Genomic DNA, 12,096 nt, shown 5'->3' with positions numbered 1-12,096 from the left:
GCCGGACACGAGGCCCTCGAACCACCCAGATGTCCGCCTACTGAGACATGCATCTCAAACAGGTACGTTTGTAGGACACCTCGGCGTTTTGCCGGGGGCCGTAATAAATACGAGAAAAGGAAACGCGCATGTCTCACCCCCTGCTGGTGGACCCGACCTGGCTGCACGAGCGCCTCGGGGACCCCGCGATCCGGATCCTCGACGCGACCACCTTCCTCACCCAGCCCGAAGGCGACGGCTACTACGACGTCGAGTCGGGCCGCCAGGCCTACGAGAAGGCCCACATACCCGGCGCCGTCTTCGCCGACCTGCTGAACGACCTCGCCGACCCCGACGCGGCCACCACGTTCACCGCGCTCGACAGCGAGACATTCGCCGCCCGGCTCGGCGCTCTCGGCGTCGGCCCCGGCACGCACGTGGTCGTCTACGACCAGGGCCCGAACATCTGGGCCACCCGGCTGTGGTGGAACCTGCGCTACGAGGGCTTCGACGACGTCTCGGTGCTGAACGGCGGCCTCCCCGCCTGGATCCGAGCGGGCCACGAGGTCAAGAGCGGCGTGGAGTCCAACGAGCCCGCCGTGTTCACCGCAAACCGCCGTCCCGAGCTGTACGCCGACAAGGACGCGGTCCTCGCCGCGATCGAGGACCCCGGCACCCGGCTGGTGAACTCCCTCGACCGGCCGACCTTCGCGGGCACCCGCCAGACCTACGCACGCCCGGGCCGCATCCCGTCCAGCACGAACGTTCCGTTCCCCGAACTCGCCGACTCCGACGGCCTCTTCCGCGGCCCGGACGAGGTCCGCGAGCTCTTCGACGACGCCGGCGCCCTGGACGAGTCCAAGAAGGTCATCACGTACTGCGGCAGCGGCATCGCCGCCACCGGCCTGGCCTTCCAGCTGGCCCTCCTCGGCCGCCCCGACGTCGCGATCTACGACGGTTCCCTCACCGAGTGGGCCGCCGACCCGGCCCTCCCCCTCGAAGTCGACTGACAGCCCCGGCTCACCCGGACGCCCCCGGACCCGCGCTGTCCGGGGGTGCCCTGCCGGGCGGTCGGGTGCCCCTCACACATCCACCGCCGACCTCAGCGCCCGCGACCGCCGCCGTATCCTGCCCGGACTGCGTCACTTCAGCCGCCGACCGGGAGTCCCCGCGTGACCGAGCCGACCGCCCCGACCGTCCCGTCCACCCCGTCCGCCTCGGACGAGAAGCCCTTCCTGTACGTCGTCGTCTGCGCGAGCGGGATAGCCGGCGACGTCGGCACGCTGATCACCGCCGCGCAGCAACGGGGCTGGGACGTCGGGGTCGTGGCCACCCCGCAGGCACTGGGCTTCCTCGGCACGGAAGCGATCGAGGCGCAGACCGGCTATCCGATCCGGTCCGCCTGGCGCAAGCCCGGCGAGGCCCGCCCCCTCCCTCCCGCGGACGCGATCGCCGTGGCCCCGGCCACGTTCAACACGGTCAACAAGTGGGCCGCCGGTATCTCCGACACCCTCGCCCTGGGCATCCTGTGCGAGGCGTACGGCATGGGCGTCCCCATCGCCGTCCTGCCGTACCTCAACGCGGCCCAGGCCGCCCATCCGGCCTACCGGCAGAGTCTGGAGCGGCTGACCGGGATGGGCGTCCTGCTCGGCTCGCACGAACCGCACCGACCGAAGGCCGGGGGAGGCGCCGACGGCTTCCGCTGGACGGAGGCGCTGGACCTCCTGGAACCCAGGGTGCCTGCGTAGCGCGCCGCGATCGGCCCCGCCCCTCGGATGTCCCGGAAGAGGACGATGAGGCCCGACTGCAGTCTGCGGCCGCTGTCTCAGCTCCGATGATTCAGACGGTTCTGTCTTCAGGGTCAGGCGCGTCGCTGTGGAGTGTCGCCGGGGTGGACTCGCCGCAGGCGCTCGGCGTTCTTCCTCGCCGGCGACTGCTGGGTGACCAACGCCTTGTCGAGCGCCTGTTGGACCAGGCTCTCGGCGTCATCGGCCTTGCTCATTGGGGTTCTGGTCCTCTCGGATCGCGAGCGCGGCGTTGGCGGCCAGCTCCGCGACGACCAGTTCGGCACGCTCCGTGAGGTCCTGCGGAGCGCCCCAGGAGTGCAGCTCCGTCACGGCGAGGAGTCGGGCGAGCCGGGCGCCGCGCCGCTTGGACGACAGCAGTTGGGTGAAGGCGGCGGTGAGGGTGCCGACTTGGGGAATCGCGTGGTTCATGACGCCAGAGTGACGGTCGGGCTCGGGTGGGGACGAGCACGGCACCCCGTACACCGAGTCAGCGTACGGACGCGGAGAGTGGGCGGTGCGCCGGTCCTCCGCCACGTCGTGTGGTGGGCGCGGGTGTGATGTCGACCGATGGCCGGCCCTCTCGATCCGTGGTCGGCCATAGCCCCGTTTCGACCGCCCAGGGCGGACCCGGGCGTCCGCCGAAGGCTCAGCCGCCCGCCTTGGATCAGTGACCCGTGTCACACCCGGCTCCTGTCAGCAATCGGGGCGCCGTCTCGTTCAAGGGGCACGCGAACGAGACAGGAGCAACGCCATGAAGCACCGCATCGTCGTCCTCGGCGCCGGATACGCCGGGGCCTTCGCCGCCGGAAACCTGGCCCGCCGGCTCTCCCCCGCCGACACCGAGATCACCGTCGTCAACGCCGAGCCCGACTTCGTCGAGCGGATGCGGCTCCACCAGCTCGCGACCGGCCAGGACGTCGCGGTCCGCAAGCTCGCCGACGTGTTCGCGGGCACCGGGGTGCGGCTGCGCCTGGCGCGCGTCACCGGCGTCGACCCCGAGCGCAGGACCGTCGCCGTGACCGGCGAGGACGGCGACGGCGAGCTCGTGTACGACACGCTTCTCTACGCGCTCGGCAGCTCCGTCGCCCACCACGGCGTCCCCGGCGTGGCCGAGTACGCCTTCGACGTGGCCGGCCGGTCCTCGGCGCTGCGTCTGCGCGAGCGCCTGGCCGGCCTGGGCGGGGGCGGCACCGTGCTGGTCGTCGGCGAGGGGCTGACCGGCATCGAGACCGCCACCGAGTTCGCCGAGGCCCGGCCCGACCTCTCGGTCGCGCTCGCCGCCCGCGGCGAGCTGGGCGCCTGGCTCTCCCCGAAGGCCCGCCGTCACCTGCGCCGCGCCTTCGACCGGCTGGGCATCACCGTCCACGAGCACACCGGCATCGAAGCCGTCGAGCCGACGCGGGCGATCGCCGCCGACGGTACGTCCCTCCCGGCCGACGTGACCGTGTGGTCGGCCGGGTTCGCCGTGCACCCCATCGCCGCCGCCGCCGGCCTGGAGGTCGCCGAGACCGGCCAGATCGTCGTCGACCGCACCATGCGCTCAATCTCGCACCCGGAGGTCTACGCCGCCGGTGACTGCGCCTACGCGATCGGCGAGAACGGCCTGCCGCTGCCGATGTCCTGCGCCTCGGCCGGCTTCACCAACATGCAGGCGACCGCCGCGATCATCGCGCGCCTGACGGGCGGCGAGGTCCCGACCACCGGGCTGAAGTACTACGGCAACCACATCAGCCTCGGGCGGCGGGACGCGATCTTCCAGATGGTGGACGGGGACGTCCGGTCGAAGTCCTGGTACCTGGGCGGCCGGGCCGCCGCGCGGCTCAAGTCGGGCGTGCTCAAGGGGGCCGGGTGGGGCATCGCCCACCCGACCTTCGGCATGCCGAAGCGCAAGCGCCGCCTGGCCACCGCACCGGACCTGTCCGGTGCGAGGGCCGCCGCATAGCCTGTTCCGCATGGACAGCACAGCCATCGATCGGTTCGAGGCCAGCCGGGGCCGGCTGGCCTCGCTCGCGTACCGTCTGCTCGGCTCGGCGGCCGACGCCGAGGACGCCGTGCAGGACACGTTCCTGCGCTGGCAGGCCGCGGACCGCGAACACATCGAGGTGCCGGAGGCGTGGCTGACCAAGGTCGTCACCCATCTCTGCCTCGACCGGCTCCGCTCGGCGCAGACGCGCCACGAGCGAGCGGCCGGTGCCTGGCTGCCCGAGCCGCTCCTCGAGGGCGACCCGATGCTCGGCCCGGCCGACACCTTCGAGCAGCGCGAATCGGTGTCCTTGGCCGTACTGACCCTCATGGAGCGCCTCTCACCGGTCGAGCGGGCCGTCTACGTCCTGCGTGAGGCCTTTTCGTACCCCCACGCCGAGATCGCCCAGATCCTCGACATCACCGAGTCCGCGAGCCAGCAGCACGCCCACCGGGCCCGACGCCGGGTCACCGCCGAGCGCCGCCGCGGCGACGAGGTGGACCCGGCGTCCGCGCGCCGGGTCGTCGAGGAGTTCCTCGCCGCCGCCACGTCGGGGCGCACCGAACGGCTGGTGGAGCTGCTCACCGACGACGTGACGGCGGTCTCGGACGGCGCCGGACTGGCCAGGCGGCTGCTGCGGTACACGACGCGCGAGCGGATCGCCTCCTACGTGCGGGCCGGCTTCAAGCCCACGCCGGCGAAGCGGCGGCTGGCCGGCGGCTCGCCCGCGTTCCACATCGCGCTGGTCAACGGCTCCCCGTCCGTCCTCGCCGTGGTCGACGACCGGGTCGTGGGCGTCGTGGCGTTCGAAGTCGGCGACGGCAAGGTCGCGTTCCTGTGCGGCATCGCCGCCGCGGACCGGCTCGCGCGCCTCAACGAGGCCTGGCGGCAACACGAACCCGACGCGCCGGTCATCGGCGCATGGTGACCGGAGCCACCGGAATCCGGTGACGCGTCCGGACCATCGCGGGCACGACTGCGGGCGCGATGCCGTCCTGGGCGCGTGCGCGGCTCTCGCCCGTCGGGGTGCGAACGCGGTCGCCGCGTGACACCGTCCACCGACGGGGCCGCGGTGGCGCTCCACCGATCGGCCGGGTCCACCGTCGTGCGCGAGAACCGCGACCGGGCCCGCGCCGGACGAGCCCGAACAGCGCACCCGTCCCGCCGACTACGCCACGGGGCACGCCAGTTCGGGAATCGCGCGATTCGGGGAGCACGTCACCACGGCCAGGGAGAGATACGAGGGGCGTTCGAGGTAGTAGCCGTACGCCACATCGGCACCCGAGTGCAGCCGTCCGGCGGCAGCGCTCACCAGCGGGGCCAGACGCAGGGTGTTCCGGTCCCTCTCCGGCGCGAACCGAGGGGCGTACTCGGCCAGCCGCTTACCGAGCCAGGCCGCCGCTTCCTCCGCCTCGTCCCACGTGCCCCGAACCGATGAACGGGGCTTGACGAGCCAGTACGCCGTCTCCAGGGGTGGGAGGTTCGACGTGGAGAACTCCGCGGCCACCTGGCGGTAGCGCTGGATCAGTTCCGGCCTGCTTCCGGCCGGGGGCGGATCGGGATGCGGGGGCCGCCGCAGGGCCTCGTCGTCGAAGCGTGCCTTCGGGCCGGTCCACAGGTAGCCGTGGTGGTGCACGAGCCGTTCCCGTTTCGAGAAGGGCCGGCAGCTCGCCGAAGTCGCCCGGGAGTCCCGAGTGCGGCCGGGGCGGACTGCTGATCCACACAGTCGCCGGCGACGCGGAAGGCACCCTCCAGGATTGACGGCTAACAGTGTTAGCCTTAGGGTGGCGACTGTGCGGCTAACGCTGTTAGCTCCATCTGATCGGCCCCCCATGGAAGGACCACCGTGACCACCACCACGACCACACCCACCGGCAGCCCCCGGCCCGTTGCCGGACCCGGCCGGCCCACCGGCATCGCCACCGCACGGACGGCGGGCCGTGGCTGACCGCGCGCAGCAGATCACGGCCGCCGCCCGGGAGCTGCTCGAGGCCGAAGGGCCGGACGCGTTGTCGATGCGGCGCATCGCCGAGCGCGTCGGCATCCGGGCACCGTCCCTGTACAAGCACTTCCCCGACAAGGCCGCCGTCGAGGCCGCCCTCCAGGCGCAGGGCATGGCCCAGTTGGCGCAGGAGCTGGAGGCCGCCGAAGCCGAGATCGGTGTTGAACCGCCCCTGCCCGCGCTCGCCCGCGCCTACCGGCGGCACGCCCTCGCCCACCCGCACCTCTACCGCATCACCCACACCCGGCCGCTCGCCCGCACCGCGCTGCCCGAAGGGCTCGAGGACCGCGCGGCGATGCCGCTGGTCCGCGCGGCGCACGGCGACATCGACATCGCGCGCTCGCTCTGGGCGTTCGCGCACGGCATGGCCGTGCTCGAACTCGACGGCCGCTTCCCGCCCGGCGCGGACCTGGACGCCGCCTGGCGAGCCGGCTGCGAGGCGTTCGCCCGTGCCATCCACGACAAAAGTCAGGGAGAGACCGCATGACCGTGATCGCTGCGGGGACGGCCGCCGCCGCCCCCCCCGCGTCGCCGGATACACACACGCCGCGGCATGGATCGTCGGGCTCGCCGTCGCCTGGGGCGCCACACCCGAAGTCGGCGCCACACACGCCCGGATCGCGACCGCGTACGCCGACCGGCCGGTCCAGGCGATCGCTCAGGCGCTGCTCGTGCACGGGGTGGCGGCCGCCGGCCTGGTGGTCGTCGGATCCGGACTGCTCGGCTGGGCCCGCCGGACCGGCAACGCCACGGCTCGCTTCGCCGGACGGGCCGGGGTGGCCGCGGGCGCACTCGCGTTCGTGCAGCTCGCCCTGGAGCTGATCGCCGTGTCCGGGGCCGATCCGGCGTCCCCGGGCAGGGCCTGGCACGCTGTTCGAGGTGGTCCAGCGCGTGGACGGCGTCAAGATGTTCGCGCTTGCCGCGCTCGCCGCCGCTACCTGCGCGGCCTCGCGGCACGGCTCACTGCTGCGGCGCTGGAAGGCCGTCACCGGCTGGGCCCTTGCCGTCACGATCACCGCGTCCGGCATCGGCTACCTGCTGCTGTCCACCGCCCTGACCCCGACGGCGTTCGTCTCACTGCCCCTGCTGCTGGTCTGGATCGCCGCGCTCGGCGCGGCCCTCGGCCGCCTGCCTGAGCTCCAGCACCGGACCGCCGGGCGCCGACACCTCATCGACCACCCGCGGCCGGCCCGCCCGCAGGAGACGCTCACCTCCCGGCAGACACCTCCGTGGAGCCCGCCGCAGGCTCAAAGCCCCAGAGAAGTCCCACGGATGCCGCCGCATCCCTTTCTGACCGACTTCACCGCAGGCCAGGCGGGGTGCGGCGACATCGCCGCTCAGATGTCCCGGAAGATCTCGATCTGCGCCCCGACCGAGTTGAGGCGTTCGGCCAGTTCCTCGTAACCCCGGTTGATGACGTAGACGTTGCGGAGCACCGACGTGCCCTCCGCGGCCATCATCGCCAGCAGGACGACCACGGCCGGGCGCAGGGCCGGCGGGCACATCATTTCGGCGGCGCGCCAGCGGGTGGGGCCCTCGACCAGGACGCGGTGGGGGTCCAGGAGTTGGAGGCGGCCGCCGAGGCGGTTGAGGTCGGTCAGGTAGATGGCGCGGTTGTCGTAGACCCAGTCGTGGATGAGGGTCTGGCCCTGCGCGACCGCCGCGATCGCCGCGAAGAACGGGACGTTGTCGATGTTCAGGCCGGGGAACGGCATCGGGTGGATCTTGTCGATCGGCGCCTCCAGCTTGGAGGGCCGGACCGTGAGGTCGACCAGCCGGGTACGGCCGTTGTCGGCGACGTACTCGGGGCTGCGGTCGTGGTCGAGGCCCATCTCCTCCAGGACCGCGAGCTCGATCTCCAGGAACTCGATCGGCACCCGGCGCACCGTCAGCTCGGACTCCGTGACGACGGCCGCGGTGAGCAGGCTCATCGCCTCGACCGGATCCTCGGAGGGGGAGTAGTCCACGTCGACGTCGATGGTGGGCACGCCGTGCACGGTGAGCGTGGTGGTGCCGATGCCCTCGACCCTGACGCCCAGGGCCTCCAGGAAGAAGCACAGGTCCTGGACCATGTAGTTGGATGAGGCGTTGCGGATGACGGTGACGCCGTCGTGCCGGGCGGCGGCCAGCAGCGCGTTCTCGGTGACCGTGTCCCCGCGTTCGGTCAGCACGATCGGCCGGCCCGGGCGCACGGTACGGTCCACCACCGCGTGGTACTGCCCCTCGGTCGCGGCGATCTCCAGGCCGAACCGGCGCAGCGCGATCATGTGCGGCTCGACGGTGCGCGTACCGAGGTCGCAGCCGCCCGCGTACGGCAGCATGAAGCGGTCCTTGCGGTGCAGCAGCGGGCCGAGGAACATGATGATCGAGCGGGTGCGGCGGGCCGCGTCCGCGTCGATGGAGTCCAGGTCCAGCGTGGTGGGCGGCACGATCTCCAGGTCGACGCCGTCGTTGATCCACCGGGTGCGGACGCCGATCGAGCTCAGCACCTCCAGGAGGCGGTACACCTCCTCGATGCGGGCGACGCGGCGCAGCACCGTGCGGCCCTTGTTGAGCAGCGAGGCGCACAGCAGTGCCACGCACGCGTTCTTGCTCGTCTTCACATCGATGGCGCCCGAGAGGCGGCGGCCGCCGACGACCCGCAGATGCATGGGGCCGGCATAGCCCAGAGAGACGATCTCACTGTCGAGCGCTTCGCCGATCCTGGCGATCATCTCAAGGCTGATGTTCTGGTTGCCGCGCTCGATGCGGTTGACGGCGCTCTGGCTGGTGCCGAGAGCCTCCGCCAACTGCGCCTGTGTCCAGCCGCGGTGTTGCCGGGCGTCGCGGATGAGCTTGCCGATGCGTACGAGGTAGTCGTCTGACATGAGGCTGAGGCTATCTCAGATATGAGATGGCACCTCCCCGGGGCCTCTTGGGTAAGCCCATTCAGGTGATATGACGTCAATACTACCTGGTGTGACGGGTGCTGCGGGTGCGCCGCCACCCGAAAGGCCCGGGCAAATCCACTGATGTCGTACGACGCCCGGTGCTGCTCGTGGTGTGCCGCGGGCCGCGCTTGCCGCCGGTGGTGACGGACCAGGAGCGCTTGTTGAGGTTCAGTCGCACCCCCGGAAAGATCCTGAAGCTCTTGCGGAACGTGAGTGGCATCCCGGCCTCCCTCTGTGGCGGTGGAAGCGCGGCGCCCGGGCCGGGCGCCGCGCGAACTGGCTTCGTCTCCGTGCGGTTACCCCGTCCGTGCGCGGTGATGGCAGGCGGGGAGGGCGGATTCGGGAGAGGGGGGAGGGATGGGTCGAAGTGTTCCGGTATGGGGTGCCGGCGGGGCGGGCTCGGTTCCGGGTGCCCGGCTCGGTGCGCCCGGATCGGTGCGTCCGGGAGCCGGGTGTGATGCCCGCGGGCGCCCGGTGTATCCGGGCGCGCGGGTGCCGTCGGGCGGTGTCCGTTGACAGCGAAGTTAGTCCGCTGTCGGTCTGTGACCTGGGCGGACTAACTTGGTTGGCAAAAAGCTCCCTACGTTGTCCTGCGGGAGGCGGTGAGCCCTTCGTATGGTTCACCCACCCAGGGGGCCGGGTGTGGTTGAAAAAGCTCTGCCGCTTGACAGACGGCGCATTAGGATCCCTTGGCTGGCTTAAAACGGCAGGGAAAGTCGCGGCGTACCCCAGCACAACCAACCGTCTCTCTGGTGAGTCGTACTGGGCGGCGTGAGGACGCGTACGCCGGTGCCGTATAAGTGTTCCGCTCTGGGTCCGCCGGTGTCATGGCCAAGGGCTCCGTCTCCTTCGGCGCCCGCACTCTCGGCACGGTCGCGAGCGGCGCCTGGCTCGGCGACGCGTTCCCGCGTTGGTACCCCGCCACCCCCCACGCGCCTTCTTCTCCGCCTACGTCAGGACAACCATGGCTTCCCGTTCCCTTCCCCGGCGCCGCAGACGGCTCGTCCTCGCCACCGGTATCGCCCTGGTCAGCGGTGCCGTGCTGGCTCCCGTCGTCAACGCCGCCACCCCGGCCGCGACGACCACCGCCACGACCGCCACCACGCCCAGCACCAAGCGCCTGCACGACGACTTCAACGGCGACGGCTACCCCGACCTGGCGATCGGCGCGCCGGGCACCACGTTGAACGGGCAGGCGAAGGCGGGGGCCGTCAGCGTGCTGTACGGCTCGTCCAGCGGGCTGTCGACCTCGCGCAAGCAGGTGCTGACCTGGTCGAGCCGGTCGGTGCCGACCTGGTCGAACCGGTCGACGACGCAGCCCCAGACGCGCTACGGCAGCGCCCTGCAGAGCGGCGACCTCGACCGGGACGGCTACGCCGATCTGCTGTCGCTCGTGGACATGTCGCCGATCAGCGGCTACGACGGACGTTTCCTGGCCGTCAACTGGGGCGGTCCCAAGGGGCTGTCCGCCACGCCGACCCTGCTGAGGAACGTGCCGGCGAACTCCCGCAGCGCCTTCGTGGTCGCCGACGTCGACGGGGACAAGAACCCGGACGTGGCGGCGTGGGGCGACGACTACGGCGACGAGAACACGCCGGGCGACGGCTCGGTGCTGCACGGCCCGTTCCAGCGGGACGGCGGCAGCGCGGGGACGACCCGGTTCACCGTCTTCCCCGGCGAGGAGTGGTACGCCCTCGCGATGGCCGCCGGTGACGTGACCGGCGACGGCATTGCCGATCTGGCCATCAGCGCCAGGCAGCAGGACGGCGAGGTCGGTACCGGTGGGGTCGCCCTGCTGGTGGGCGGTCCTTCCGGGTTCACGTACAAGGGCCTCCTCAAGGACGCTCAGGGACGGCTCATCCGCGGCGATGACGTCGAGATCGGCGACCTCGACAAGGACGGTCACGCCGAGATCGTCGTCGGCCACTCTGTCGACGGCACCGACTACGACATCGGCCTCCCGGTCAAGGGCGGTGCGATCGCCGTCGTCCCCGGCGGCCCGAACGGCGTGTCCACCACCCGCAAGCCGGTGTGGATCAACCAGGACACCGCGGGCGTACCGGGCGTGGGGGAGTGGCGTGACGGCATGGGCACGGGCCTGTCGATCGGCGACACCAACGGTGACGGCTACCTGGACGTGGCGACCGGCCTGCCCGGCGAGGACTTCGACGGCCTCACCGACGCCGGCACCGTGCTCGTGCTGCGCGGCAGCGCGAACGGTCTGACCACCACCGGCATCAAGTCGTTCAGCCAGAACACCGCCGGGGTACCCGGCACCGCCGAGAAGCTGGACCGTTTCGGCAGCGAGACCGCCCTCGTCGACGCCAACGGCGACAAGAAGGACGGCCTAGTCGTCGGCGACTGGGCGGAGAACGCGAACAACGGTGCCGCGTGGGTCTTCTCGGCCACCTCCAGCGGCATCACCGCGAGCGGTTCCTTCTCGTTCGGCCCGTCCACCATGGGCCTGCCCGCGACCGGGGCCCTGTTCGGAGCCTCGGTGGCCGACTGACGGCGACCACATCCCAGCGGCGTCCACACCCACGGCGATGAACCTGCAGCGGCCGTACGGCAGCGCCTTCGAGGGGATGCTGACGTATCTGGAGTGGGCCACGGAGTCCGCGCGGATGCTGCGCTCCCAGATCAGCGACCGGGACCTCGACCAGCTCGTGTTCACCGACCGCTACCGGACGCTGCTGGGCAGCTGCGGCACCCTCGCCGGGACCGCCCAGCAACGCCTCGTGAACGGCTTGGTCCAACTTGTGTCGCCGAACGGATCGAGGCGTTCGAGGCGGCCGTGGCCGCGCTGGATACGCGGATCGGCCGGTGGAGCCAGCGGGAGGTGTTCGTCGTGGCCGACTCCAGCTTCTACATCCAGAACGAGGTGAAGCTGGCCGACGTCGACCTGCACGAGGTGCTTGACGTGCCGCGCTGGCAGTTCGTGCGCCTGCTGTTCCCGATCGTGGTGGTCGACGAGCTGGACGACCTCAAGGACGCCAGCAAGCAGCGGGCCCGCTGGCGTGCCGCCCACACGCTCGGTCTCCTCGACGGGGTTCTCAACGGCGAACGCCACGGGGTCCTGCATGAGGGGGAGCACACCGTTCAGGACGGCGAGACCCGCGGCAAGGTCAACGTGGAGATCGTCCTCGATCCCCCCGGCTACGTGCGCCTGGACCGCCCCGATGTCGAGATCATCAACCGGACGGTGGCCATCCAGGGCCTGGCCGGCCGCGACGTTCGGTTGCTGACGTGCGATACGAGTCAGCACACCCGGGGCCGGGCTGCCGGACTGCAGGTGTCCAAAGTGGCGACGAAGGACCCCGGGGCCGAGCCAGACTGGTCGGCCCCGGACAGGTCTGGCACTGGCGTCCGCGCGCAGCGGCGCGCCCGACAGGCCGAAGCCGAGGCTCCTACGGTCAGTTGAGAACGGCAGTAACA

Annotated in this window: 14 protein-coding genes; 9 read left to right on the top strand and 5 right to left on the bottom strand. The window is 71.5% G+C overall.

Translation table 11 applies throughout. The features are described from left to right. Nucleotides 1–128 precede the first annotated feature (128 nt). On the top strand, nt 129–989 hold the full coding sequence (locus WJ438_RS10230) for a sulfurtransferase (RefSeq protein ID WP_406724950.1): 861 nt from the start codon (nt 129–131) through the stop codon (nt 987–989). A 162-nt stretch (nt 990–1,151) separates the two neighbouring features. Continuing rightward, nucleotides 1,152–1,727, top strand: a complete 576-nt coding sequence (locus tag WJ438_RS10225) for a flavoprotein (RefSeq protein WP_406724949.1) — start codon at nt 1,152–1,154, stop codon at nt 1,725–1,727. A gap of 113 nt (nt 1,728–1,840) precedes the next feature. Here WJ438_RS10225 and WJ438_RS10220 read toward each other — a convergent pair whose 3' ends face one another. Continuing rightward, nucleotides 1,841–1,981, bottom strand: coding sequence for a hypothetical protein (locus tag WJ438_RS10220; RefSeq protein ID WP_406724948.1), 141 nt, complete (start codon nt 1,979–1,981; stop codon nt 1,841–1,843). After that, nucleotides 1,965–2,195 carry a hypothetical protein gene (locus WJ438_RS10215; protein ID WP_406724947.1) on the bottom strand — a complete coding sequence of 77 codons (231 nt, stop codon included), beginning with the start codon at nt 2,193–2,195 and terminating at the stop codon, nt 1,965–1,967. The genes WJ438_RS10220 and WJ438_RS10215 overlap by 17 nt, the downstream gene beginning before the upstream one ends. Nucleotides 2,196–2,517: 322 nt before the next feature. Here WJ438_RS10215 and WJ438_RS10210 point away from each other — a divergent pair, with 322 nt between their 5' ends. Beyond that, complete coding sequence (locus WJ438_RS10210) at nt 2,518–3,708, top strand: NAD(P)/FAD-dependent oxidoreductase (RefSeq protein WP_406724946.1); 1,191 nt, start codon at nt 2,518–2,520, stop codon at nt 3,706–3,708. 10 nt (nt 3,709–3,718) lie between these two features. Further along, complete coding sequence (locus WJ438_RS10205; RefSeq protein ID WP_406724945.1) at nt 3,719–4,657, top strand: sigma-70 family RNA polymerase sigma factor; 939 nt, start codon at nt 3,719–3,721, stop codon at nt 4,655–4,657. A gap of 240 nt (nt 4,658–4,897) precedes the next feature. Here the strand turns inward: WJ438_RS10205 and WJ438_RS10200 are convergent, their stop codons facing one another. Next, complete coding sequence (locus WJ438_RS10200; protein WP_406724944.1) at nt 4,898–5,365, bottom strand: hypothetical protein; 468 nt, start codon at nt 5,363–5,365, stop codon at nt 4,898–4,900. A 304-nt stretch (nt 5,366–5,669) separates the two neighbouring features. Between WJ438_RS10200 and WJ438_RS10195 the strand changes: the two genes are divergently transcribed. Both WJ438_RS10195 and WJ438_RS10190 read left to right on the top strand, forming a co-directional pair. Then, nucleotides 5,670–6,218 (top strand): TetR/AcrR family transcriptional regulator, encoded by a 549-nt coding sequence (locus WJ438_RS10195; RefSeq protein WP_406724943.1) that lies wholly within the window; start codon nt 5,670–5,672, stop codon nt 6,216–6,218. Between the two features lie 392 nt (nt 6,219–6,610). Next, nucleotides 6,611–7,135, top strand: a complete 525-nt coding sequence (locus WJ438_RS10190) for a hypothetical protein (RefSeq protein ID WP_406724942.1) — start codon at nt 6,611–6,613, stop codon at nt 7,133–7,135. Here WJ438_RS10190 and WJ438_RS10185 read toward each other — a convergent pair. Beyond that, a complete protein-coding gene (locus WJ438_RS10185; RefSeq protein ID WP_406724941.1) occupies nt 7,069–8,598 on the bottom strand; it encodes a helix-turn-helix domain-containing protein in 1,530 nt (509 codons plus the stop codon). The genes WJ438_RS10190 and WJ438_RS10185 overlap by 67 nt on opposite strands. An 82-nt stretch (nt 8,599–8,680) precedes the next feature. Beyond that, a complete protein-coding gene (locus WJ438_RS10180; protein WP_406724940.1) occupies nt 8,681–8,881 on the bottom strand; it encodes a DUF4236 domain-containing protein in 201 nt (66 codons plus the stop codon). Between the two features lie 744 nt (nt 8,882–9,625). On the opposite strand from WJ438_RS10180, the gene WJ438_RS10175 reads away from it, so the two are divergent. The 3 genes from WJ438_RS10175 to WJ438_RS10165 are packed head-to-tail and all read left to right on the top strand — an operon-like array spanning nt 9,626 to nt 12,082. Next, a complete protein-coding gene (locus WJ438_RS10175) occupies nt 9,626–11,170 on the top strand; it encodes an integrin alpha (RefSeq protein ID WP_406724939.1) in 1,545 nt (514 codons plus the stop codon). 37 nt (nt 11,171–11,207) lie between these two features. Beyond that, nucleotides 11,208–11,546, top strand: coding sequence for a hypothetical protein (locus WJ438_RS10170; RefSeq protein ID WP_406724938.1), 339 nt, complete (start codon nt 11,208–11,210; stop codon nt 11,544–11,546). Then, entirely contained in the window at nt 11,510–12,082 is a 573-nt protein-coding gene (locus WJ438_RS10165; RefSeq protein WP_406724937.1) for a PIN domain-containing protein, read from the top strand. The genes WJ438_RS10170 and WJ438_RS10165 overlap by 37 nt, the downstream gene beginning before the upstream one ends. Nucleotides 12,083–12,096: the final 14 nt, after the last annotated feature.

It is taken from the genome of Streptomyces sp. GD-15H, assembly GCF_045291515.1.
GTDB lineage: Bacteria > Actinomycetota > Actinomycetes > Streptomycetales > Streptomycetaceae > Streptomyces.
Note: the sequence above shows the minus strand (reverse complement) of the source record. Positions and strands in the feature narration are given on the sequence as shown.